19 protein-coding genes are annotated in these 25185 nt (G+C 63.0%); 8 read left to right on the plus strand and 11 right to left on the minus strand.

Going from position 1 to position 25185, the window contains the following annotated elements; translation table 11 throughout:
- The first annotated feature begins 6 nt into the window (after positions 1-6).
- From FGE05_RS27515 to FGE05_RS27545, 7 genes are all read left to right on the plus strand, one after another.
- Complete coding sequence (locus tag FGE05_RS27515) at positions 7-951, plus strand: DUF58 domain-containing protein (protein ID WP_139649920.1); 945 nt, start codon at positions 7-9, stop codon at positions 949-951.
- The gene (locus FGE05_RS27520; RefSeq protein WP_041024973.1) at positions 948-1442 is read left to right on the plus strand and encodes a DUF4381 domain-containing protein; all 495 of its coding nucleotides are present in this window, start codon (positions 948-950) and stop codon (positions 1440-1442) included. The genes FGE05_RS27515 and FGE05_RS27520 overlap by 4 nt, the downstream gene beginning before the upstream one ends.
- A complete protein-coding gene (locus tag FGE05_RS27525; RefSeq protein ID WP_139649922.1) occupies positions 1435-2514 on the plus strand; it encodes a VWA domain-containing protein in 1080 nt (359 codons plus the stop codon). The genes FGE05_RS27520 and FGE05_RS27525 overlap by 8 nt, the downstream gene beginning before the upstream one ends.
- Complete coding sequence (locus FGE05_RS27530) at positions 2511-4244, plus strand: VWA domain-containing protein (protein ID WP_139649924.1); 1734 nt, start codon at positions 2511-2513, stop codon at positions 4242-4244. The genes FGE05_RS27525 and FGE05_RS27530 overlap by 4 nt, the downstream gene beginning before the upstream one ends.
- Positions 4241-5878, plus strand: a complete 1638-nt coding sequence (locus FGE05_RS27535) for a BatD family protein (RefSeq protein WP_139649927.1) — start codon at positions 4241-4243, stop codon at positions 5876-5878. The genes FGE05_RS27530 and FGE05_RS27535 overlap by 4 nt, the downstream gene beginning before the upstream one ends.
- 225 nt (positions 5879-6103) lie before the next feature.
- On the plus strand, positions 6104-7348 hold the full coding sequence (locus tag FGE05_RS27540; protein WP_139649929.1) for an exonuclease SbcCD subunit D C-terminal domain-containing protein: 1245 nt from the start codon (positions 6104-6106) through the stop codon (positions 7346-7348).
- A complete protein-coding gene (locus tag FGE05_RS27545) occupies positions 7345-10986 on the plus strand; it encodes an AAA family ATPase (RefSeq protein WP_139649931.1) in 3642 nt (1213 codons plus the stop codon). Before FGE05_RS27540 ends, FGE05_RS27545 begins: the two co-directional genes overlap by 4 nt.
- Positions 10987-11172: 186 nt before the next feature.
- Here FGE05_RS27545 and FGE05_RS30180 read toward each other — a convergent pair whose 3' ends face one another.
- The 8 genes from FGE05_RS30180 to gabP form a co-directional block, all read right to left on the minus strand.
- Complete coding sequence (locus FGE05_RS30180) at positions 11173-11298, minus strand: hypothetical protein (RefSeq protein WP_257225734.1); 126 nt, start codon at positions 11296-11298, stop codon at positions 11173-11175.
- 183 nt (positions 11299-11481) lie between these two features.
- Positions 11482-11661 (minus strand): hypothetical protein, encoded by a 180-nt coding sequence (locus tag FGE05_RS27550; RefSeq protein WP_024779691.1) that lies wholly within the window; start codon positions 11659-11661, stop codon positions 11482-11484.
- Between the two features lie 156 nt (positions 11662-11817).
- Positions 11818-12987, minus strand: coding sequence for a lactonase family protein (locus tag FGE05_RS27555; protein ID WP_176563040.1), 1170 nt, complete (start codon positions 12985-12987; stop codon positions 11818-11820).
- Positions 12980-13276 (minus strand): DUF5629 family protein, encoded by a 297-nt coding sequence (locus FGE05_RS27560; protein WP_139649935.1) that lies wholly within the window; start codon positions 13274-13276, stop codon positions 12980-12982. The genes FGE05_RS27555 and FGE05_RS27560 overlap by 8 nt, the downstream gene beginning before the upstream one ends.
- A gap of 236 nt (positions 13277-13512) precedes the next feature.
- Positions 13513-14862 carry a TolC family outer membrane protein gene (locus FGE05_RS27570; RefSeq protein ID WP_139649939.1) on the minus strand — a complete coding sequence of 450 codons (1350 nt, stop codon included), beginning with the start codon at positions 14860-14862 and terminating at the stop codon, positions 13513-13515.
- A 2-nt stretch (positions 14863-14864) separates the two neighbouring features.
- Entirely contained in the window at positions 14865-16235 is a 1371-nt protein-coding gene (locus FGE05_RS27575) for an HlyD family type I secretion periplasmic adaptor subunit (RefSeq protein ID WP_139649941.1), read from the minus strand.
- The gene (locus FGE05_RS27580; RefSeq protein WP_139649943.1) at positions 16228-17949 is read right to left on the minus strand and encodes a type I secretion system permease/ATPase; all 1722 of its coding nucleotides are present in this window, start codon (positions 17947-17949) and stop codon (positions 16228-16230) included. Before FGE05_RS27580 ends, FGE05_RS27575 begins: the two co-directional genes overlap by 8 nt.
- 422 nt (positions 17950-18371) lie before the next feature.
- On the minus strand, positions 18372-19772 hold the full coding sequence (gene gabP, locus FGE05_RS27585) for a GABA permease (RefSeq protein ID WP_139649944.1): 1401 nt from the start codon (positions 19770-19772) through the stop codon (positions 18372-18374).
- Between the two features lie 301 nt (positions 19773-20073).
- Between gabP and FGE05_RS27590 the strand changes: the two genes are divergently transcribed.
- The gene (locus FGE05_RS27590; protein ID WP_047703285.1) at positions 20074-20685 is read left to right on the plus strand and encodes a TetR/AcrR family transcriptional regulator; all 612 of its coding nucleotides are present in this window, start codon (positions 20074-20076) and stop codon (positions 20683-20685) included.
- 537 nt (positions 20686-21222) lie between these two features.
- Here FGE05_RS27590 and FGE05_RS27595 read toward each other — a convergent pair.
- The 3 genes from FGE05_RS27595 to FGE05_RS27605 all read right to left on the minus strand — a co-directional run bounded on the left by FGE05_RS27595 (position 21223) and on the right by FGE05_RS27605 (position 25079).
- Positions 21223-22326: a polyamine ABC transporter substrate-binding protein gene (locus FGE05_RS27595; RefSeq protein ID WP_139649946.1), complete on the minus strand. Its 1104-nt coding sequence runs from the start codon at positions 22324-22326 to the stop codon at positions 21223-21225.
- 38 nt (positions 22327-22364) lie between these two features.
- Positions 22365-23699 carry an alginate export family protein gene (locus FGE05_RS27600; RefSeq protein ID WP_139649949.1) on the minus strand — a complete coding sequence of 445 codons (1335 nt, stop codon included), beginning with the start codon at positions 23697-23699 and terminating at the stop codon, positions 22365-22367.
- Between the two features lie 117 nt (positions 23700-23816).
- On the minus strand, positions 23817-25079 hold the full coding sequence (locus FGE05_RS27605) for a serine hydrolase (protein WP_139649951.1): 1263 nt from the start codon (positions 25077-25079) through the stop codon (positions 23817-23819).
- Positions 25080-25185 lie beyond the last annotated feature (106 nt).

Consider the following 25185-nt stretch of genomic DNA (forward strand, 5'->3'; position numbering starts at 1 on the left):
TGAGTCATGAATAACCCACTCGCGCCTGCACCGGGCATCCGCGTCAGCCTTTCGGAGCTGATCGAGATGCGCCATCGCGTGCGCGAAGTGCAATTGTTCTCGACGCCGGGCCAGCGCAGCCCGCTGATCGGCCTGCACCACTCCAAGCTGCGCGGGCGCGGGGTGGACTTCGACCAGGTGCGGGTCTACCAGGCCGGCGACGACGTGCGCACCATCGACTGGCGCGTCACTGCCCGGACCCAGGAGCCCCACACCAAACTGTTCCATGAAGAGCGGGAGCGGCCGATCTTCATCATGATCGAGCAGAGCCATCGCCTGTTCTTCGGTTCGGGGCAGGTGTTCAAGTCCGTGCTTGCCGCCCAGGCCGCCAGCCTCATCGGCTGGGCCGCGCTGGGGCATAACGACCGGGTCGGCGGGCTGGTGTTCGGCAACAATACCCATTACGAGGTCAAGCCACGGCGCAGCAAGCAGAGCCTGTTGCAACTGCTCAACCGCCTGGTGCGGGTCAATCAGTCGCTGCACACCGAAAGCGAGCCGGACCGCGATTCATTCGGTGTTGCCCTGCGCCGGGCCCGCGAGGTACTGCGCCCCGGCAGCCTGGTCATCGTGATCTGCGACGAACGTGCGCTGTCCGACAGCGCCGAGCAGCAACTGAGCCTGCTGTCCCGTCACTGCGACCTGTTGCTGCTGCCGCTGTCGGACCCGCTGGACCACGCCCTCCCCGCTGCCGGGTTGCTGCGTTTCGCCCAGCGCGGCGCGCAGCTGGAACTCGACACGTTGAACGTCGAACTGCGCCAGGCCTATCGGGCCCAGGCCGAGGCACGCCAGGCGCGCTGGGAGTGGCTGGCGCAGAAGTTGCGAATCCTTATGCTGCCCCTCAGCACCCAGGGCGACATGGTCGAACAACTGCGCGAATACCTGAATCCCGGCCGAACGGGGAAAAGCCGATGAGCAGCCTCGATCAGTTGCAGCCGCTGATAGCGCCCCCTCCCGTCGGGTTCTGGCCCCCCGCGCCCGGCTGGTGGCTACTGCTTGTGTTGCTGCCGCTGCTGGGCCTGGGCCTATGGCACCTGCGCCGGTTCCTTCCCGTCAAGCGCACCACCGCCCGCACCGAGCAGCCCCTGGACCCGGTGCGCCTGGCCGCCCTGGCCGAACTGGCGCTGCTGCCCAAACCCTATGACGGCGCACCGGCCGGTGCCTGGCTGCAACAACTCAACGGACTGCTCAAGCGCCTGTGCCGCAACCACTATCCCTACAGCCAGAGCCACACCCTCAATGGACGAAAGTGGTTGGCCTTCCTGGATAACCGCTGCCCGGCGGCCGGCCTGACCCGCTGGATGGTGTTGGTCGAAGGCGCCTACAAACCCGAATGCAAGCTGGATGACAAGGCTATCGCCGGCCTGACCCAAGCCGTTGAAATCTGGATTCGCAAGCATGTTTGAGTTCGCCTGGCCGTGGATTTTTGCCCTGTTGCCGCTGCCCTGGCTGATGCGCCTGGTGCTGCCGGCGGCCGACAGCGGCGAGTCGATGCTCAAGGTCAGCTTCCTCGAAGACCTGGAAGGCCTCGTCGGACGTCGGGCCCGGACCAGTTTGCCGAGCTGGCGTCAGCAGGCGCCCTTCATCCTGCTCTGGCTGCTGTTGCTGATTGCCGCCGCTCGCCCGCAATGGCTGGGAGAGCCGCTGCCGATTGCCGCCAGCGGCCGTGACCTGCTGGTGGCGGTGGATGTCTCGGGTTCCATGGACTTCCCCGACATGCAGTGGAAGGACGAAGAAGTCAGCCGCCTGACGCTGGTCCAGCACATGCTCGGGGATTTTCTCGAAAGCCGCGAAGGCGACCGGGTCGGCCTGATCCTGTTCGGCAGCCAGGCCTATCTGCAGGCCCCGCTGACGTTCGACCGCCACACGGTACGGCGCTGGCTCGACGAAGCGCGCATCGGCATCGCCGGCAAGAACACCGCCATCGGCGACGCCATTGGCCTGGCCCTCAAACGCCTGCGCCAGCGCCCGGCCCACAGCCGCGTGCTGATCCTGGTCACCGATGGCGCCAACAACGGTGGCGAGATCGACCCGCTGACCGCCGCCCGGCTGGCCGCCGATGAAGGCGTGAAAATTTATCCCATCGGCATCGGTGCCGATCCGGAGCAAAGCGGCACCGCGGGTTTTCTCGGCGTCAATCCGAGCCTGGACCTCGACGAGCCGACACTCAAGGACATCGCCCACGCCACTGGCGGCCGCTACTTTCGCGCCCAGGACGGAGAGCAACTGTTGGCGATCAAGAACACCCTCGATCAACTCGAACCGGTGACCCAGCAACCGACCCAGGCCCGTCCCGCCCAGGCGCTCTATCAGTGGCCGCTGGCCGTTGCGCTGTTGTTGAGCGTGTTGCTGGTGGCCCGGGAACGCTGGCCGGACAACCCGTTGCAACGCCTGTTCAACCAGCCGCTGTTCCAACCGGCCCACCACGCCGAATGGCGCCAACGCCTCAAGCGCCTGCGTTTGCGGAGGCGCCGATGATCGCGCTCTGGCCGCACTGGCTGCGCCCCGCTTTCGTGTTGCTGCTGCCCCTGCTGGGCTGGTTGCTCTGGCAACTGTGGCATCGGCAGAAACGGGTGGGCCGTTGGCAGATGATCCTGCCCCCGGCGTTCCATGCCGTGCTACTCAGTGGCGGCAGCGGCCGGGAAAGCCGACTGCCCTGGATCGCTCTGGGCCTGGGTTGGTTGCTGATGGTGCTGGCATTGCTGGGGCCAAGCTGGGCGCGGGTCGAACAGACCAGCCAGAAACCCGCCGACCCGCTGGTGGTGGTGCTGGAACTGACGCCGGAAATGCTCGCCACCGACGTTCCACCTACCCGCCTGGAGCAGTCTCGGCGCAAGCTGCTGGACCTGCTGCATAACCGCAGCGATGCGCAGACGGCGATCATTGTCTATGCCGGCAGCGCCCATACCCTGGTGCCGCTGTCCGACGACCTGTCCACCAGCACCAACCTGCTCGAAGCCCTGGCGCCGTCGATCATGCCGCAAAGCGGCCATCGCGCTGACCTGGCGATCAACAAAGCCATGGCTCTGCTGGACCAGGGCGGGCTGGGCCATGGTCGGATCCTGTGGATCGGTTCGTCGTTGAACGAGCAGGAACGCCAAGGCATTCACCAGGTGCTCGATGGCTCCGCCACGCGCTTGTTGATGCTGGGCATCGGTACCCGGGAAGGCGCTCCGATAGCCCAGAGCGATGGCAGCTACCTGAAGGATGACCAAGGTGCGATCCTGCTGCCGCGCCTGGACAGCCCAAGCCTCAAATCCTTCGCCAACGAACTGGACGGCCGTTACCGCCCGGCACGCCTGGACGATAGCGACCTGAAAGGCCTTGGACTGCTGGCCGGCCCGCGCCATCTGCGCAGCGACGGCCAGACCCTGCGCCTGGACACCTGGGCCGATCAGGGTTATTGGTTGCTCCTGCCACTGTTGCTGCTGGCCGCCTGTGCCGGGCGTCGAGGCTGGCTGTTCTGCTTGCCGCTGCTGTTCGCCTTGCCGCAGACCGGCCATGCCTTCGAATTCCAGGACCTGTGGTTACGCCCCGACCAGCAGGGCCAGCATCTGCTCAAACAGAAGCGCCCGGCCGAAGCCGCCGAGCACTTCGAAGACAGCCAGTGGCAAGGGGTCGCCCTGTACGAAGCCGGCGCCTATGGCGAGGCCGCCCGACGCTTTGCCGAAGGCAACGATGCCCGCGCGCATTACAATCGGGGTAACGCGTTGGCCAAGAGTGGCGAATTGGAGGCCGCGCTGGATGCGTATGAACAGGCCCTGGAGTTGCAACCGGACCTGCGCCCGGCGCAAACCAACAAAGCCCTGGTGGAAAGCCTGTTGAAGGAACAGACACCGCCACCGGATGAATCCAAGCCAGCCGAAAGCGAAGAGCCGGGCCCCGTCGAGCAATCGCCGAACGCCGGTACGCCATCCCAACCTTCGGAAACCGAATCGCCCGCTGCCGAGACAACCACGGCGCAGGATGAAACCCAGGCGCCCCACAAGCCTGCGGTGGGCGAACAGGACGTACCGGGCAGCGAGTTGCCCGACGAGCAGACCACCACCCCACCGTTGCGTCCCGCCGCCGGCCAGCGCAACGAAGAAGAACAGCATCAAGCGCTGGAGCAATGGCTGCGCCAGATCCCGGATAATCCGGGCGAGCTGCTCAGGCGAAAATTCTGGTATGAACAGCAAAGCCATCAGGCCCAGGGAAAAACCCAATGATTCGCTTCACCGCCCAGTTCCTTGTCTTGCTGTTCTGGATCGGCGCCGCCCAGGCAGCGCAGTTGACGGCCAGCGTGGATCGCAGCCGCCTGAACTCCGGGGAAACGGTAGAGCTGACCCTGGAATCCACCGATGCCACGCTGTTCGGCAAGCCTGACCTGAGCCCGCTGCAGTCGCTGTTCGATGTGCGCGGCACCCGCCAGGTCAACCAGTTGACCACCCTGGACGGCGAAAACCGCGCAACCACGCGCTGGATCGTGACCCTGTTGCCACGCCAGAGCGGCACCGTGGTGATTCCCGCCGTGCATCTGGGCGAAGTGTCCAGCCAGCCGATCACCCTGCAAGTGATCGAAAGCGAGACCCGCAACGCGGCCGGAACCCTGGCACCGATATTCATCGAGGCCAGCCTCGACCAGAGTCACGTGTATGTACAGGCCCAGGCGATCCTGACCCTGCGCATCTACCATTCGGTGTCGCTGTACGACGACAGCAGCCTGACGCCCTTGCACATTCCCGATGCACGCGCCGAACAGTTGGGCGAGTCCCGCACCTATGAAAAAGTCATCAACGACGTGCGCCACGGCGTGATCGAACTGCGTTACGGCATCTATCCGCAACGCAGCGGCGAACTGACGATCCCGGCCCAGACGTTCAGCGCCACCCTGGTCGAGCCCGTGACCCAGGACTCGGCGCCGTCGGGGCCGAAGCCCGGCCAGTTGATGCGCGTCAGCTCGACACAACTGCGGCTGACCGTCGACCCCAAGCCGGCCAGCTACCCGGCCAATGTGCCATGGCTGCCGGCGCGCAGCCTGTCCTTGAGCGAGAGCTGGAGCCCGGAGCCGACCCACAGCCAGGTCGGTGATTCCCTGACCCGCAGCCTGACCCTTGAAGCCGAAGGCCTGGCCAGCGCCCAACTCCCCCCCCTGCCGGCCACGGAAATCAACGGCCTGCGGCGCTATCCCGACCAGCCGGTGCTGAGCAGCCGCAGCAGCGAACGCGGGCTGGTGGGCAGCCGTGAAGACCGCGAGGCATTGGTGCCGAACCGCAGCGGCACCATCGAGCTGCCGCCCGTTGAAGTGATCTGGTGGAACACCCTGGAAAATCACCTGGACCGCACCAGCCTCCCGGCGCGAACCCTGCAAGTGGCAAACAACCCGAGCCTGATGGTGGATACACCAACGGGCACGCCGCAGATCGTGACCACTGTCGACAACGAAACCTTGTGGTACTGGCAACTGAGCTCGTTTCTCCTGGCCTGCACCACGCTGCTCGGCTTCGGTCTCTGGTGGCGCGCCCGCTCGCAGCCGGCGATCCTGCGCGCGGCCCAGGCCGGACCGAGCCCACGCACCCTGCTGGACGACCTCAAGCGTACCTGCCTGGCCAACGACCCCCACGCCACCCGCCAGGCACTCGACGCCTGGGCCCGCCAGCAGCCGGAAACCCTGGCCGACATGGCGGCGCGCTTCGTGCCGCTGTCCGACGCCCTGGATGGCCTCAACGGCGCACTCTACAGCGAGACCGGCCAGCACTGGCAAGGCGAAGACCTGTGGCGCGCCATTCGGGCCATTCCCGCCGCCGAGCGCTCCCAGGACCCATTGGGTGACAGTGGGTTGCCACCGCTCTACCCGAAATAATCACCGGCCCTTGTGGCGAGGGGATTTATCCCCGCTGGGCTGCGAAGCGGCCCTAAATACTTACGCCTGGATGTACCAGACAGATTGAGTCGCCTGTTCTGGGGCTGCTTTGCAGCCCAGCGGGGATAAATCCCCTCGCCACAGGATCGGTTCTTCCCAGTAAACTCTGTACTTTTCCAGCCGCCGTCTTCACCCGCGGCCATCACCTGTTTTCTGGAGTTTGCCTTGCGTCTGTTCCACACCTCCGACTGGCACCTGGGGCAAAGCCTGCATGGCCAGGAGCGCGATTTCGAACACGCGTGCTTCCTCGAATGGCTGCTGCGCCAGTTGGCCAGCGAAAAGCCCGATGTCCTGCTGATCGCCGGCGATATCTTCGACACGGTCAACCCGCCGGTCAAAGCCCAGGAGCGGCTGTACGACTTCATCGTCAGCGCCCATGAACAGCACCCCGACCTGACCATCGTGATGATCGCCGGCAACCACGATTCCGGCTCGAGGATCGAGCTGCCCGCGCCACTGATGCGACGGCTGCGTACCCACGCCCTCGGCCGGGTGTTGTGGCTGGACGACGGGCAACTGGACGTCGAACGCCTGCTGCTGCCCTTGCCCGATGCCAAGGGCAAGATCAAGGCGTGGTGCCTCGCCCTGCCGTTTCTGCGCCCCGCCGAAGTGACCGGCGCGCAACTGGGCGACGACTATCTGCGGGGCATCGGCCAGGTCCACGAATGGCTGATCGCCGCCGCCAACGGCAAGCGCAAGAAGGGCCAGGCGCTGATCGCCGTCAGCCATGCGCACATGGCCGGCGGTTCGGTGTCCGAAGACTCGGAGCGCAGCCTGATCATCGGCAATGCCGAAGCCCTGCCCGCCAGTCTCTTCGGTCCGAGCATCAGCTACGTCGCCCTCGGCCACCTGCACAAGCCGCAGAAGGTCAACGGCGAGGAACGCATCCGCTACAGCGGCTCGCCGATTCCGCTGTCGTTCTCGGAAATCGGCTACCCGCATCAGATCCTCGACGTCACCCTGGACGGCGACACCCTGGTCAAGGTCGAGCCGCGACTGATTCCCCGGGCCGTCAACCTGCAACGCCTGGGCCCGGCACCACTGGCCGAGATCCTCGGGCAACTCAAGGACCTGCCGGACGTCGACCTGCTGGCCGACGTCCAGCGGCAACCCTGGCTGGAAGTCCGGGTGCGCCTCGACGAACCCCAGCCGGACCTGCGCAATCAGGTGGAAACCGCGCTGCAAGGCAAGGCGGTGCGGCTGGTGCGGATCGCCGCCGAATACGCGGGCCACGGCAGTGCTGCGAGTGCCGATGACGACGCGGCCTTGATCGAGCTGGATCAACTGAGCCCACAGGAACTGTTCAGCCGGGCCTGGCAGGACACCTATGGCGACGAAGTGGATGAGCAGACCCTCAAGGATTTTGCCGTGCTGCTGCAAGACGTCCAGATGGAGAGCGAGCAACCATGAAGATCCTCGCGATCCGCCTCAAGAACCTCGCCTCCCTGGCCGGTCCTTTCGACATCGACTTCACCGCCGAGCCCCTGGCCAGCGCCGGCCTGTTCGCCATCACCGGCCCCACTGGCGCCGGCAAAAGCACCTTGCTCGATGCCCTGTGCCTGGCGTTGTTCGGTGCCGTGCCGCGCCTGAACAACACCGGGCGCGATGCCAAGGTGCCGGACGCCGACGGTGAAATCGCCACCGGTGACCCCCGCACGTTGTTGCGCCGCGGCACCGGCGATGGTTACGCGGAAGTGGATTTCCGCGGCATAGACGGGCGCCGTTATCGCGCCCGCTGGGAAGCCAATCGCGCCCGGGAAAAGGCCGGTGGCAAGTTACAGGCCAGTCGCCAGAGCCTGCGGGACCTGGACAACGACCAGTTGTTGGCGAGTCAGAAAGGCGAGTACAAGGCTCAGCTCGAAGCTGCGTTGGGCCTGAACTTCGAACAGTTCACCCGCGCCGTGTTATTGGCCCAGAGTGAGTTCAGCGCATTCCTCAAGGCCGACGACAACGACCGCAGCGAACTGCTGGAAAAACTCACCGACACCGCTCTGTATACCCGCCTCGGCCGCCGCGCATTCGACAAGGCCAAGCAGGCCAAGGAAAGCCACAAGCAGTTGCAGGACCAGGCCACCGGCGTCACGCCGCTGTCCCCCGAGGCCCGGGCCGAGTTGGACGCGCGCTTCGACGAAGCCCAGCAACAGCTCAAGACCCAACAGGCACAACTCAAGCAACTGGAGTTGCAACACACCTGGCTCAAGGACCTGCGACAGTTGCAGGAAGAGCACGCCAGCGCCGCCGAACAACTGCAGCAAGCCGAGGCCGACTGGAACGCCCTGGCGGACGAGCGCCTGAAGCTGACCCGTCTGGAGCAACTGGCTCCCCAGCGTCATCAGTTCATTCGCCAGTCGGAACTGACCCGGCTCCTGGCGCCGCTGACGATCCAGATCCAACAGCTCGACCAGCAGCAGATCGACCTGAATGAACAGCAGGCGCAACTGGAAAAATGCCTGGCCGCAGCACAACAGGCGCTGGCCGCAGCCCGTCAACAAAGCACGGACAACGCGCCGTTGCTGCGCCAGGCCTTTGAGGAACAGAACACCCTCGCCCGCCTGATCAAGGAGGCCAATCAGGCCGCCGAGCGCCAGACGCAGGCACAACTGGCCTGCACGGATGGCCAGCGTACGATCGACACCCTGCTCGAACAGCAAAACCAAGTGGCCGCGCGCTTGCAACGCATCGCCGGCGAGCTTGAGCAGAGCACCCACCTCGCGCCACTGAGCGATGCCTGGAACGCCTACCGTGATCGCCTCCAACAGTTGATGCTGATCGGCAATCGCCTGAACAAGGGCCAGGCCGAACTCGCTGCGCTGGAACACAATGCCACCCGCGCCGCCGAGGAACTGGTGGCCCGTCGGCAAGAGCTCGAGGTGCTTTACAAGGAAGCCGGCGCCGAACCCGAAGCCGTGGCCGAACAGATCCAACTGCTCGGCACTCTGCTGCAAGATAATCGCAAGCAACAACGGGCCTTCGAGGACCTCACGCGGTTGTGGTCCAGCCAGCAAGCGCTGGACAAACGTGGCGCCGAGCTTGAACAACGCCAACAGCAGGCGTTGCAAGAGCGCGACCGACTGGTGCGCGAAGGCGGCGAAGCCAAGGCCGAGCTGGCGGTTGCCGAACAGACCCTGACCGTGACCCGCGAACTGCTGGCGCGCCAACGACTGGCCCGTAGCGAAAGCGTCGAGCAATTGCGTGCACAGCTACAGGACGACCAGCCTTGCCCGGTGTGCGGCAGCGTCGAGCATCCCTATCATCAGCCTGAAGCACTGCTGCAAAGCCTCGGCCGCCACGATGAACACGAAGAGGCCAGCGCCCGCAAAACCGTCGACCTGCTCAATGAAAAAGTCATCGACCTACGTGCGCAGTACAGCGGTGTCATGGCCCAGCTCAAGGAGCTGAAACAGCAACAGGAACAACTGGCAGCCCAGCAACAGGACCTGGCCCCCAGCCTGGAAGCCCATCCACTGTCCGCGCAACTGCTGGCGCAGGACGCTGTCAAGCGCGATGCCTGGCTGATCCAGCAAAACACCCAACTGCACCAGCGCATCACCCAGGACGAGCAGCGACAAACCGCCCTAATGACCCTGCAGCAGGACGCAGCCCGCCTGACCCAGCACCTGCGCAATGCTGAAACGGCGAGCCAACAGGCGTCACTGCACTTGAGCAATCAGCAACAAGAACTGGACCGGGATCGCCGACGCCTGGACGACGAACTGAGCCACTTCAGCAGCCTGTTGCCGGCCGACACCTTGCAAGCCCTGCGCACCGAGCCGGCCGCGACATTCATGCAGCTCGACCAGCAGATTGCCCAGCGCCTGGAACAACTGGAACAGCAGCGCGACGAGCTCAGCGAACAGCTCCAGCGTCAGCAGACCCTGGAAAAGGAGCAGGACCGCCAACAGACTCGCGCCCAGCAACTGGAGTCGGCGCAACAACAACTCAAGGGCCTGACCGAACAACAACAGGCTTGCCAGCAGACCCTCACGCAATTACTCGGCGAACACCGCAGCGCCGAACAGTGGCAGCAACAACTCGACCAGGCCCTGGAACAGGCGCGCACTGCCGAGGCAACGGCCAATCAGCAATTGCACGAGTTACGCAACAGCCTGGTGCAACTGGCCGCCGAACTCAAAGCCCGACAAGAGCAGGCACAGTCCCTGGAAGCTGAACATCAGGCACTGGCCGCCGGTATCGCCCAATGGCGCACTTCCCATCCCGAACTGGACGACGCCTCCCTTGAAGCTCTGCTCGCTCTCGATGAGCAACAGGTCGGCCAGTTGCGCCAGCGATTGCTCAATAGCGAAAAAGCCATCGAACAGGCCCGCGTACTGCTGACCGAACGGGAAAAGCGCCTGCAGAATCATCAGGCCCAGCACAACGGCAACCTGTCGCCCGAACAACTGACCAAGGCCCTCACCCAACTGCAACAGCAATTTTCCGCCAGCGAACAACGCTGTGCCGAACTGCGCGCCGAACAGGCTGAAGACCAACGCCGGCAAAGCGCCAACCAGGCTCTGGCCCTGCAAATCGAGCAGGCCTATGCCGAGTACCAACGCTGGGCCCGGTTGGATGCACTGATCGGTTCGGCCACCGGCGATCGCTTCCGCAAATTGGCCCAGGCCTACAACCTCGACTTGCTGGTGCACCACGCGAACGTCCAGTTGCGGCAACTGGTGCGGCGCTACCGGCTCAAGCGCGGCGGCAGCATGCTCGGGCTCCTGGTGCTGGATACGGAAATGGGCGATGAACTGCGTTCGGTGCATTCCTTGTCAGGGGGTGAAACCTTCCTGGTTTCGCTCGCCCTGGCGCTGGGCCTGGCCTCAATGGCGTCCAGTACCCTGAGGATCGAGTCGCTGTTCATCGACGAGGGCTTTGGCAGCCTCGACCCCGAGTCCCTGCAACTGGCGATGGACGCCCTCGACGGCTTGCAGGCCCAGGGCCGCAAGGTCGCGGTGATCTCCCATGTGCAGGAAATGCACGAACGGATCCCGGTGCAGATTCGGGTCCAGCGTCAGGGGAATGGGTTGAGTACGGTGGAGGTGAAATGAAACAAGTGATCTCTGCAGGAGCAAGGTTTGCTCTAACGCCAGTCAGTTAACGATCAGACGACGCAAAACCTGTGGGAGCGAAGCTTGCTCGCGATAGCGGTGGGCCAGTCAATATTGTGGCTGGCAGACTTACCGCAATCGCGAGCAAGCTTTGCTCCCACAGGGGTCGGTGGTTTGCTGACCCGATCAGTCTTGAAGCAAACTCAGCAGTCGCTCACGCGCCGCTTCCGGCTCGTCGGGGACCGGCTGGGCAGCCGAGACGATCGGGGTGGAATAGAGAAACAGCAGCATCATCGCCAGACGCATCGCCATGGTGTCGATCCTTATGGAAGAAAGGAGTCAATTTTTCAGCGTCAAATTTAAACACATGGCTATGTGATATTACAGTGGGATTTTCAGAACACGCTGAAGCGCCTGATGAAAATGACGAAGCCTGCGATCTTTTCTCTCCCTGTCGAGACGAAAAGATCGCAGGCTTCAGTCGTTCCGGCGCGCTCAGTGCTGGGTCTTGTGATCCAGAGCGGCGTAGAAGTTGGCGCTCTGTTGCAGGTATTTCTCGGTGTAGCTCTGGGTACGATTCTTCTTGTCGCTGATCTCGATGCTGGCATTGGCCGGCAGTGCCACGGTGGCAGAGATGGCGGAAGCGGCGATAATGGAGAAGAGGTTCAGGTTCATGGCGGTATTCCTCGGATTCAGTTGGCTGGCTTGCCCGGTTGGGCCGTGAAGCAAACTTACGCGCCGAGGCGTCTCGTCTAGAAATGCTTTGCAATGCTAGCGAATATCACTCCCGTTGATATAAACGCGCAGGCCCCGAAAAACGGGGCCTGCGACCTATTGACGCTGGATGAACTTCACATCGCTCGGCGCATCCATCGGCAGTTTCTGTACCGATTTACCCAGCAGGCCGGTCTTTGGATCACGTTCGAACACCACGATCTGATTACTCTTCTGGTTGGCAACCAACAGGAACTTCCCGCTCGGATCGAGGCTGAATTCCCGCGGATGGTCGCCTTCCACGGAGCGGCGTTGCAGTTCTTTCAGCGTGCCGGCCGCCGGATCGATGGCAAATACCAGCACTTCGTTGCTAGTGCCACGGTTACTGACGTACAGGAACTTGCCGTCCTTCGAGGCGTGCAATGCCGCAGCCGCCCTCGCCGGCTGAGGCTTGCCCGCCGCCAGGTCAACCAGTTGGCGCTGGACCAGGCGACCGTCCTGGTAATCGAACACCGCCACTTGCGCGGTCATTTCCAGGGTCAGCCAGGCGTGCTTGCCGTCGGCGCTGAACAGCAGGTGACGCGGTCCGCTGCCGGGGGGCAGTTGCACGAATGCCGGGGCGGCGGCGGTCAGCGGCAGCTCGGGATTGGCCTTGGGGTCGTAGTGGTAGACGAACACCTTGTCCGCCCCCAGGTCGTTGGCGAACACGTACTTGCCATCGGGCGACGACACCGCCGAATGCACATGGGCCGACATCTGCCGCTCGGGATTGACCCGGCTCGGCTGGTGACTGCTCAATTGCACGACGGACGACAGCTTGCCATCGGACCCCACGGGCAATACCGCAAGCGTACCGCCCGGATCTTCCACCACCGAATAGTTGCTGACCAGCAGATGCCGGCCATCGCCGCTGAGGCTGGAATGGGTCGGCTCATTGCCCAGGGATTGCACCTGATTGATCAAGTTCAGGGCGTGGGTAGCCGGGTCGATGGCGTAACTGCTGACCTTGCCCACCGGATCCTTCTGCCCTGGCCCGTTTTCGTTGACCACGAACAGGCGGCTCATGTCGGGGGAAAGGGTCAACCACGAAGGGTTGTCCGTCTTGATCACCTGCAACGGCTTGGCATCGAGCTGGCCGGTACGGCTGTCGAACTGCAGCCGGTAGACGCCCTGGCTCTGGCCCGCCGTGTAGGAACCCACCAGCAATTGGTAGTGCTCATCGGCGTTGGCCTGCATGCCCATGGCGCCCACGCTGCCGGCCATCAACAATGGCCAGAGGCTACGCATCTTCATGTTCGTCGTCCTCATCGTCGTGGCCGCTGGTCGCTTCCACGCACTCCAGGTGGTGGTCGCCCGAATCGCTGGAAATGATCCAGTGTTTCGACGCCGGGTCGAATGTCGCGGCCTGCATCTGCGCAGGCGTAAAGCGCCAATGCGCGAGGGTGCGGCCGTTCATGCACTCGACGTGCAACTGGTCCTGCTCGTCGAGGGAAAAATCGAATGCGTGCAGCCCGTCGATGATCAGCATGTCGCAGGTGTCGAGGGCGTGCAGCAGGGTGTCGGTTACGGCAGTCATGGGAATCGGTCGGTCGCTGGGAAAGTGTGCATCATAGCTCAATGTCCGGGTTGGCCTTGGGCTATCAAGTCCGGAAGCGGTGCTGACCGGCAGATCGTCATCGCGAGCAGGCTCGCTCCCACAGGGGATTGGCGGTGGGCATGAGTCTCGCGGCCACCCCGGAACCCTTGTGGGAGCGAGCCTGCTCGCGATGACGGCAACCCAGGCACCTTCGACAAACCTGCCCACCCGGAACATCAGAACAACCGCTGCACCTGCTCCAGCACCGCGCGGTTCATCTGGCCGGTGTGGGTGTGCAGGCTGACATAGCTTTGCAGCATGTCGAGCTTGGTATTGAGCAGATCCCGACGGGCCTGGAACACCCGCTGCTGGGCATCGAGGATGTCCACCGTGGAGCGCACGCCGCCCTGGAAGCCTTTCTCCGTCGATGTCAGCGCGCGCTGGTTGGACTCCACCGCGCGCTGCATCGCCTTGCTCTTGGCGAACCCGGCCACCACGCCGAGGTAATCGGTTTCGATGTTCTCGGCCAACTGTTGACGCTGCACGTCATAGTCCGACTGGGCACCGGCCAGTTGCGCTTCGGCCTTGGCCACCGAAGCACGCACCGCACCGCCGCGATACAACGGGATATCCAGTTGCACCCCCACGTAATAGGTGTCCTGGCGCGGATCGAGCTCCTGATATTGACGGGTTTCGCGGCGGGTCAACTGAGTGGTCAGCGACAGGCTCGGATAGTGCCCGGCACGCTGGCTGTCGGCCTGGGCCTCGGCCACTTTCACCGCCGCCAGACGGGCCGCCAGCTCGGGGCTGGCGTCACGGGCGATGGCCGTCCAGTAACCCAGGTCCTGTTCCGACGGAATCGGACTGCCGGGGGGCAGTTCCTCGCGCATCGGCTGGATGTCGTCGATGGGCACGCTGGCCCGGCCGGACAGGGCTCGCAATGCTGCTACCCGGCGGGCCTGGGCCTCCGTTTCCTGGGCCTCGACCAGATCGAGCCGCGCCTGGGCCTCGTCGATGTCGGTGATCGCCCCCTGGCCGCCCTGGTAAAGCTTCTTGCTCTGGATGACCAACCCATTGATGGCCGCCTTTTGTTGGGCGATCAACTTGATTTCGTTCTCGGCCCGGGCCACGTCGAAATACCCTTTGGCAACCCGGTCGAACAAGGCCTGGCCGGCGACATCGAACTGCTGGCTGCCCAATTGCCCGCGAGCCTTGCCCTCCTGATAGGCCGCCCAGCGAGCCTTGTCATAAAGTGGTTGCTGCGCCGCGAGGGTGACGCTGTTCGCCTGGTAGTCGTTGCTGTTGACGTAGTTCCTGTCGTCGCCGCCGTCGGTACGTCCGCCGTAACCGTAGCGCGACGTCAGGGATACCTGCGGATATAAGCCACCGCGACCAATGGCCTCTTCGTTCCGGGAAGCATCGAAGGCATGGGTGGCCGATTGCAGGGTCGGATCATTCAGGCGTGAGGCATCGTACGCGGCGGTCAGGCTCAGGCCACCCTCGGCAGCCCATGCGGGGCTGATCGCCACCCAACCGGTATACAGACTCAGCAGGACGCGGGAGCGATAGAGGCGCCGGTCAGTCATGCTCATTCCTCCTTGAAGGCAGCCAGCAAGCGTTCGCGCAAAGGTTTCATCAGGTAATTCATCAAGGTCCGTTCGCCGGTTACCACCGTGACATCCGCCAACATGCCGGGACGTACCCACAAGCCGGCGGCCTGCAGCGAGGCAACAGTGTCGGCGGGAATTTCGACCTTGGCGGAGAAGTACGGCTGGTGCGTCTGCTCATTGATCAACTGATCCGCCGACACCGTACTGACCGTGCCCGTGACCGTCGGTGTATCCACACGCTGCAGCGCCGTGAAATGCACGTGCACCGGCAGCCCCGGCCGCAGCTTGTTGGCCATCAGCGGCTCGAACCGCGCCGTGATCGCCATCGGCGCATCCAGCGGGACCACTTGCATCAGGGTCTGACTGGCCTGGACGACGCCACCGACGGTGTGAATGTTCACGTCCATGACCTGCCCGGACGCCGGTGCGCGGATGGCGCCGTTGTCGACTTCGAATTGCAAGGCGCGGATCTGATCGGCGTAACCCGCCGCCTCGGCGGACACTTCGCTGAGTTGGGTCTCGGCATCGCGGCGGAACTCCTGCTGCGCCTGCAAGGCCTTGAGCCGGCTTTCGTTGATCGACTGACGGGTTCTGCCGACATCGCCGATCCCGGAAGCAATCTGACCGGCCAGTTGAGCGGCGTTGCGCTCGGCCTCGAAAAGTTTGTTGCGCGGGACATAGCCTTCACGCGCCAGGTCCCGCAATCCCTCCAACTCTTGGCGCTGGAAGCGCATCTGCTCGTCGTAGTTGCGCTTGACTCCCTCGTAGCCGAGCAGTTGCTGCTCCAGCGCCGCCACTTCGTGCTCGATGATCTGCAAGCGGCTGCCCAACTCGGCACGACGGCTCTGGAACAACTGGCTCTGCAATGCCATGGCAGCCTTGACCCGTGGCTCGTCAGCACGGGCCAGCAGGTCCTCCGGCCACTGGATCTCGGTGCTGCCCAGACGCTCGGCAATCAGGCGGGCCTCGATGCTGCGGTCGTTGAGCAACTTGCCCAGGGTCACGTCCAGCTGCGATTGCGCCTGCACGGTATTGAGCTGCACCAGCAACTGCCCCTGGCTGACGCGATCGCCATCACTGACCAGCAGCTTTTCCACCACGCCTCCCACCAGCGACTGCACCGCCTTGCGCTCGCCCGCCACCACCACGGTGCCGCTGCCGACAACCCCCTGATCCAGCGGCGCCAGGCAGGCCCAGAGCAATGCGCCGCCCAACGCCAGCACCAGGAAACCCACACCATAACGCGCCGCACCGCCGGCATCGGTACTGGCGCCAGGCAACGGGCTGACGCTGCGCAGGCTCCTCCCCGGCTCGCTATACGCGTGTGGACTTGGAGTCAGATCATGCATCTTCGCCAGCCTCCCTCACCGCAGCCGCTCGCGGCCCCGGCATCAGCGCCTTGAGTACCCGGTCGCGGGGACCGAATGCCTGTTGGGTTCCGTCCTTGAGCACAAGGATGTGATCGACCATCGCCAGCACACTGGGCCGGTGGGTAATCAGCACCACCGTGCTGCCGGCGGCCTTGAGCACGGCGATGGCCTGCACCAGGGCCAGCTCACCGGCTTCATCGAGGTTGGAATTGGGTTCATCGAGCACGATCAGCGCCGGGCGCCCATAGAGCGCGCGGGCCAGGCCGAGGCGTTGCTTCTGTCCGCCGGACAAACCGAGCCCTCCAGGCCCCAGTGGCGTGTCATAGCCCTTGGGAAACCTCAGGATCATTTCGTGGATGCCGGCGTGACGGCTGGCGGCGATGATCTTGTCGGCATCCTGCTCGCCGAAGCGGGCGATGTTGTCGGCCACGCTGCCGTCGAATAACTCGATGTCCTGGGGCAGATACCCAAGGTGGGGGCCCAGGGCATCATGGGACCACTGGCTGATCTCGGCGTTGTCCAGGCGCACCGATCCGCCCAGGGGGGGCCATACACCGACCAACGCCCTGGCGAGGGTTGACTTGCCACTGGCGCTGGGGCCCACGACCGCGAGCACCTCCCCTTTGTCCAGATGGAAATTGATCCCCCGCAGAATCGGCTGTGAAGCGCCGGGTGGGCCGACGTACAGCTGCTCCAGGCGCACCGCACCGGTGGGCGGCGGCAAAGGCATGCGCAGGCGATCACGGGGATGCTGGGCAAGGAGCAGGCTCAGACGCTGATAGCTCTGGCGCCCGGCATTGAATTGCTTCCACGAACCGATGGCGATCTCCACGGGTGCCAGGGCCCGGCCCAGCAGGAGCGACATGGCGATCATCATGCCCGCCGACAACTGGCCTTCCAGTACCAGCAACGCCCCCAGCCCCAACGACAGCGACTGGCCCGAAATGCGTACAAACCGTGTCATCGAGCTGATACGGGCACCGCGATCACTGGCATGGGCCTGGGCAGCAATGATGCGCTGCTGCAGCAGGCTCCAACGTTGGCGCAACGGCCCGAGCATGCCCAGCGCCTGAATGACTTCGGCGTTGTGCAGCGTGCTGTTGACGTAGGCTGCCGATTGCACGCCCAGGCGGTTGGCTTCGCCCAGGCGCGTGCGGGTCGCCAGTTCGCCCCACAGCGCCAGGCCGACCAGCACCAGGGCGAGTACCAGGGTCAACACCCCGAACCAGTGATGAAAAATGAATGCCACCAATAGGAAGATCGGCAGCCACGGCGCATCGAGCAAAGCGATCAGCCCCTGCCCGGTAATCAACTGCCGTAGTGTCGCCAGATCGCTGAGCACCTGCGCCGGGTTGGCGTTGTGCTCGCGCAGGCTGCGGGCAAAAGCGGCATCGAAAATCCGCTCGCCCAAGGCCTCGTCCAGCCCGGCGCTCATGCGAATCATCACCTCGCCGCGCACCCACTCGATCAACGCGCTGAACATGAACAGCCCCAGGGCGATCAGGGTCAGCATGAACAGAGTGGTTTCGTTGCGACTGGTCAGCACCCGGTCGTACACCTGCATCATGTAGAGCGAGGGCACCAGCACCAATAGATTGATTACGCCGCTGAACAGCGCCAGGGACCAGAACACCCGGCGATAGCTCAATAACGCAGCATCGATGTCGTGACGAGGATCGAGAAGCAGCCCCATAGAATGGCAACCCGCAAAAATATAGTCGGTCCAGGACGCAATCCATCGCGAGTTTTTTTGCCCGAAGGCGTTTCGATAAGTCCATCGATACAGCTGACGTGACGCCGCCAAGGCGCCAATTAATGACAACGCTCGAACGGGTTAGTGCCAGATCGGCAGAAAGGGTTTGCAGGCAGGGTGACAGGCGGAGGGTCTGACTTCAGGAGGGTGTTTCAGGGGTGAAACAGATCGGGAATGGAACGCCTCTTGTGGCGAGAGGATTTATCCCCGCTGGGCTGCGAAGCAGCCCCAAACCAGACAATTTAAAATCGCCGGCAAATGAATGCTCTGCATGAGGGCTGCTGCGCAGCCCAGCGGGGATAAATCCCCTCGCCACAGATAAATCCCCTCGCCACAAGTGTTTCATCTAGCTCTCCCTGGGGCTATCCCAGGGAAGCCGCCCTCTCCCCCTGCGGCTGCTGCCGCGACGTGACCAGTCCGATAAAGGAAATGATCAGCGCCAGGCCAAGGGTCGAACTGACTTCACTACGGTGCTCCGGCGTCACCATCATCACCGCCAGCGCCGCGCAGATGAACACGATGACCAGCCAGGTCAGCCAGGGAAACAGCCACATGCGAAAGGTCAGCTCGACGTTCTGCTGACGCAGCAACCGGCGCATGCGCAGTTGGGAAATGGCAATCGCCAGGTACACCAGCAACGCGATGGCGCCGGAACTGGCGAGCAGGAACTGGAACAGCCCGGCGGGCATGAAGTAGCTGAACAGCGTGATACCCGCGCCCAACACGGTACTGGCAATCACCGCTGTGCGCGGGACGCCGTCCCCCGACGTCACCTTCAGGGCCTTTGGCGCATCACCGCGCCGCCCCAGCGAATAGAGCATGCGCGAGGCGATGTAGATCGAGGAGTTCATGCAACTGGCCACCGCGATCAGTACCACGGCATCCACCAGGAACTTGGCATGGGGAATGTTCATCAGTTCCAGCGCTCGTTGGTAGGAGCCCACCGAAGCCAACTGCGGATCGTTCCATGGCACCACGGAGATGACCACGAAGATCGACAACAGATAGAACACGCCAATGCGCCAGATCACCGAACGCGTCGCCTTGGCAATGTTCTGCGCGGGGTTATCGGATTCGGCCGCCGCAATCGTCACCGCCTCGGTTCCGATGAAGCTGAACATGATGGTGATGAAGGCCCCGACCACCGCCGACAAACCGTTGGGGGCGAAACCGCCATGTTCGTCCATCAGGCGGCTCAGTCCGCTGGCTTCCCGCTCGGGAATCCAGCCCATCAGGACCGCGAATCCCAGGGAAATGAAACCAATGATCGCGACGACCTTGGCCATCGCGAACCAGAACTCGAACTCGCCGTACTTGGAGACGCTGAACAGGTTCGTCACGGCCAGGGCCACGATCGATACCGAAGCAAACAGCCAGGCATCAACAGACGGAAACCACTGGTTCAACACATGCCCGGCGGCCAGTGCCTCAATGGGAATCACCAGTACCCAGAACCACCAGTACAGCCAACCGATGGTGAAGCCGGCCCAGCGCCCGATGGCCTGGTCGGCATAGGTGGAGAACGAGCCGGTGTCCGGGCGGGCCACCGCCATTTCACCAAGCATGCGCATGACCAGTACTACCAACAGGCCGGAGAACAGATAAGCCAGCAGCACTGCCGGGCCCGCTGCCGCAATGGCATGCCCCGACCCCACGAACAAGCCTGCACCGATGATTCCGGCAATGGATAGCATGGTGACGTGACGAGGCTTGAAGCCCTGTGCCAGATGGCCGTTCGAATCCTTGAAACTGGGGCTGGTCATTTTCTTGTTCTCTTTTTAATCGACATTGAACGTACCGAGGAACAGACGCTACGAAGAAACGGTGCGCCACGTTACCCGTCTCACTTGCTCGCTGAATTATCTGTAAGCGCTCCTTTTGTGCCTGATCTCGTCATAAATTACGTAGCATTTAGCCATGCACTCTTCATCCAAGGGGCATTGCAGAGCGTTCGCACTAAAAAGCCAGTATCTAAATAAACGCTTTAAATATTTTATCGAGTTAAGTATTTTGCATGAATCCCGGGCACTGTATGCCCTCTTTTCCAGTGACAAAGGACCTCCCGTGAGCGGACTGCGTGAACGTCAAAAAGCCGAACGACGCCAAGCCATCAGCAAGGCAGCGATCGAACTGTTCGAGCGCCAGGGCTTCCAGAACACCACCATCGAGCAGATCGCTGGCCAGGCCGGCGTGTCAGCCCCTACCGTGTTCAAGTACTTCGGCAACAAGCAGGAGATCATCCTGGAAATCCTCCACGAGGCCGACCAGCGCGCGCTCAAGGACACTCGGTTGCAGGTCCCTGAAATAGAGGATCCAGTCGAGGCGCTGTGTTACCTGGAACGGCTGCTGACGGGCTACGCGCTGGAAGTCATGCACCCCAGCCTCTGGCGTGAATTGCTGCCCTTGATTCTGTTTGGCGGCGACGGCGGGCTGCCGGATGGTTATCGCGCCATGAACGATGCGCTCAGGGCTGAAATCAGCGGCTTGATCAAGGAACTGCAGCAGGCCGGCAAGCTGCGCGCCGACCTCGACGTCGAGCTCGCCGCCTTTCTGCTGAACGACTATTCACACTTGCAGCTGTTCAGGCTGGTCAACCAGGAACAACCGGATATCGAGGCGCACTCCGCCCAGGTCAAGCGGATTACCGCGCTACTGTTCCAGGGCATGCGTGCCTGAAGGAGGACACTGACAGATCGCCATCGCGAGCAAGCCCGCTCCCACAGGGGATCGGCGCCGGACGCAGAATGTGTGTTCACTGAAAAACCAATGTGGGAGCGAGCAAGCTCGCTCCCACAGGGGATTGGCGCCGGACGCAGAGTGTGTGTTCACTGAAAAACCAATGTGGGAGCGAGCCTGCTCGCGATGGCGGTGGATCAGTCACTGCTGAGTCGACTGATTAACCGCTTTCGCGAGCAAGCCCGCTCCCACAGGGGATTGGCGTCGGACGCAGAATGTGTGTTCACTGAAAAACCAATGTGGGAGCGAGCCTGCTCGCGAGGGCGGTGGATCAGCCACTGCAGAGTCGACTGATTAACCGCTTTCGCGAGCAAGCCCGCTCCCACAGGGGATCGGCGTCGGACGCAGAATGTGTGTTCACTGAAAAACCAATGTGGGAGCGAGCCTGCTCGCGAAGGCGGTGGATCAGTCACTGCTGAGTCGACTGATCAACCGCCTTCGCGAGCAAGCTCGCTCCCACAGTTCGTATAGCCCGGATCAGCGGTTGGTCTTGATCGCCGTCCAGGTCCGTGTGCGGATCCGCTCGATTGCCGCCGGCACGGGCTCCAGGGCGAACAGCGTCTTGCGTGCGTCGTCCGGGATGTACATCGCGGGGTTGTCACGGATCTCGGGGTTCACCAGCGCGGTGGCGTCCTTGTTCGGGTTGGGGTAACCGATCTTATTGCTGATACGGGCGATGACGTCGGCCCGCATGATGTAGTTGATGAACGCATGGGCCTCCTGGGTATGGGGAGCGTTGGTGGGAATCATCATCACGTCCGACCACATCGGTGCACCTTCCTTGGGCAGCGCCATTGCCACTTTGACACCCTTGCCAGCGGCATCGGCCAGACGCTTGGCGAGCGCCACGCCGCCCGACCAGCCTACGGCGATGCAGACGTCGCCATTGGCCAGGTCCATGCCGTAGCGTGACGAATTGAAGTAGGAGATGAACGGCCGGATCTTGACCATCGCCGCCTGCGCCTGCGGGTAGTCCTCACGTTTCTGGCTGTTGGGGTCCAATCCCTTGTAATGCAAGGCGATGGGCACGATCTCGTTGGCGGCATCGAGAAAACCGACCCCGCAACTCGCCAGTTTGGCCAGGTTTTCTTCCTTGAAGATGATGTCCCAGGTGTCTATCGGCACATCGGCTCCCAGCGCCTGCCGAACCTTGTCGACGTTATAGCCAATCAGCGTGGTGCCCCACAGGTATGGCGCCGCATAGCGGTTGCCCGGGTCACCCACGGCTTCCAGGCCTTTCATGAACTCCGGGTCCAGTTGCTGCCAGCTTGGCAGTTGGCTGCGGTCCAGGGGCTGGACGGCGCCGGCGGCGATCAAGTGACTGACGTTGGAACTGCCCGGGTACACCACGTCATACCCGGAGTTGCCAGTCAGCAGCTTGGACTCCAGGGTCTCGACACTGTCGAACACGTCATAGATCGGGCGGATTCCGGTCTCTTCCTGAAAACTCTTGAGGATTTCCGGCGGCAGGTACTCGATCCAGTTATAGATTCGCACCGTCCGCTCCTCAGCCATGCATGCACCGCTGGCCAGTAACGAAACGAGAGCACCCAACACCGTGTTACGCAAAGACTTGTTCATGGCAAAACACTCCAGCGCGGCCGCGAAGGCTCGCGGCATCAATAGCGATAGGTGAACGATAATTCCAGCGCGCTGAATTTCCGGTCGTTGCCGAACACCTGCTTGGCCGCGGCCATCGGCTTGACCCAGTTATAGGACAGCGAAGAAACCAACGCCTTCGACGGCGCCCAATCCAGGAAGACAACGCTTTCGTCGGCAAAACGCCGGTCACTGACGGCCGTGCCCATGTAGTTCTTTTCGTCCAGCCAGAACTGGTAGTGGATGGCCCCCAGGTTGAGGGTTTCGTTGAGGTGGGTCTTGATCGAGAACTGCTGAACCTTTTCGTTGCTGTTGAACAGCAGGTAGTTGCCGACAACATCTCCTACCAGCCAGGTGCCCCAATCGACATAGCCCTTGCTGAGCGGATCCCAGGATTCCTGGCGGTTGTCCGTCAGGTTGTCATCGCCGGAAAAACTCGCGTAGCGGTAACCCACGACCGGCGTCAGCGGCAAGGTATCGAAGGCATAGTCCGCCTGGCCATACCAGGCCTTGGCATCATACTCGACGCCTTCGCCGTTGCCGCGTTCCAACGCGTACTCGGCGTTGAGGGTCAAGGCCGGCAAGCCCGGGACCTTGGCATTGAGCGCCCGCAGGTTATACACCTGCATGCCGTCCCGGCGCAGCGGCGTGGCGCCTTTGGGGCCGAGGGCGTTGAGCTTCATGGCCATGGCCCCGAGCGTCACTTGATCGTCGAGGTTGTAATCGAGGTTGGCCCCGGTCATCCGGAAGTCACCCAGGTCATCGTCGGTGCGCAAGGTGAACGCCTGGGTTTTCAAGGCGCCGTGATCCCAGGCCAGCACCGCCGAATCCTTGAAAGCGCTCCTGGGTGCGAGCCAGTAGGCGCCGTCCTTGAGCTGATCCAGGTTACCGTCCATGACGATGAAGCCGGTGCCGATCATGTAGTTCTGGCGGCCGGCGGTGAACGTCCACTCCCCGGCCCGGAACCCACCGTAGAGTTCTTCGGTGGCCACCTCGCCATCGGAACTGCGGGTGAAGCCGCCGGCATCGCCATCGCCGAAGGTCGTCGCCCCGACCAGCGAGCCACCGGCCAGCAGGCTGAAGTCCGGCTGCAAGGCGTACTCCAGTTTGACGCCCGGCTTGACGTAGAACTCCTGCCAATCGATTTTACTGCCGCCATTCTTGCGGCTGCGCATGTCGACACGGCCAGCGCCGAAGTTGACGTTGCGGGTGAAAATGGCTGCACCACCGGCGGTGACGTTGACCTCACCCTTGAGGTTGCCATCCTCGAAGGTGTAGCCCGCCAGTGCGACCTGGGCGCTCAGGGGTAACCCGAGCGCTAAGAGCGTTCGAGAGAAACGCGTCGTGGAAACCATGTGAAGCTCCTGTGTGATTTATTGTTGTTACAGGGCAGTGAATGGCGGCGCAGAACGTCGCCAACACCTGGCGAGGCCAGGTGAATGGAACGTGATTCTTGTAATCGGGATGCGTGGTCAGTCGCCGAGGTGCGCCGCAATGGCGCGCAACATGCGCACGCTGTCCCCATCGAACGGGCTGACGGCCTCGTTCAGGGACGATTGCTTGACGATCACCACGCCGGATGGCTTGTCGACGAACAGGTACTGGCCATGGATGCCACCGGCCATGAGCGCCTGGCTGTGGTCGTTGAAGACGTACCACTGGCTGCGGTAGGAAGCGCCCGGGGTCCAGGCCTCAAAGTCGGGGGATGTGGCGTAGATCGCCGGGTCGGCGCCGGCGACGATGCGCGCGACCGTTTCGGGCGACAGCAACTGGCGCCCGTCGTGACAACCGTCATTGGCCAACAGGCGACCAAAGCGCGCCATGTCGCGCAAGGTGGCGTTGAAACCGGCACCGGCCACGCTACGCCCCCAGGGGTCGGCCATGAAGTAGCCGTCGCGCTCGCACCCCAACTGGCTCCAGATCTCTTCCAGCAAGCGATGGCAGGCCTTGCCGCTGGCGCGCTCCATGACCCAGGCCAAGGCCTCGGTGGTGGCCGTGACGTAGTGAAAGAAACCGCCGTGCTCGCCTTGCTTGCGGAGCGACGGCAGGAATTGGTACAGCGACTCGAACTGGGCGTACTGCGCGGGTGCCGGTTGGAAACCGCAGGCATAGCCGTACTGGGAACTCTCCGAGTCCGGGTCTTCGTACACTTCGCTGTAGTGGATGCCCACGGCCATGTCGAACAACTGGCGCACGGTCGCGTCGGCGTATGCACTGCCTTCGAATTCCGGCACGTAGTGGGCGGCGGGCAGCGCTGGATCCAGCACACCGTCACTGACCAGCTGTTCACCGAGGGTGCCGATCAGCGATTTGGTCACCGAAAACATCACGTGTCGGTCCTGGGGCGCCTGACCGTTGAAGTAGCGCTCGAACAGCACGGTGTCGCCCTGCATGACCAGGAATGCGTCGGTCTGGCTGGCCACCAGGTGCTCGAACACACTGATGCTCAAGCCGCACTCGCTGTTGAAGTGCAGCTCATCCAGTGCGAGTGGCGCCTGCTTCAAGACGCTGACCGGCCCTGCCCCCGCCTGCACATCGATAGAAGGCCGCAGGCGCGCCAGATTGCGGAAGCCCCATCGATTGAAGGGCGGACGCATCCAGTTGTGCCAAGTGACGCGACGATGAGGTTCGGCCGGAAAGCCTTGCATGAGCGAAGAGGTAAAGCGTGTGCCGGATGACGACTCATGCGTCTCGACATAAAGACAGGCCAGTGAAGGCACGGTGTTCTGATTCATCGGGTTGCCCCTGGAAATGACTCTGCGTGACAGCAGATGCAGGGAAATAATTACCCGATGATATTCTTTAGTCAATAAATGTTTTTACAGCGATTACTTTTTTGCT

It is taken from the genome of Pseudomonas sp. ICMP22404, assembly GCF_006227205.1.
Taxonomy (GTDB): domain Bacteria; phylum Pseudomonadota; class Gammaproteobacteria; order Pseudomonadales; family Pseudomonadaceae; genus Aquipseudomonas.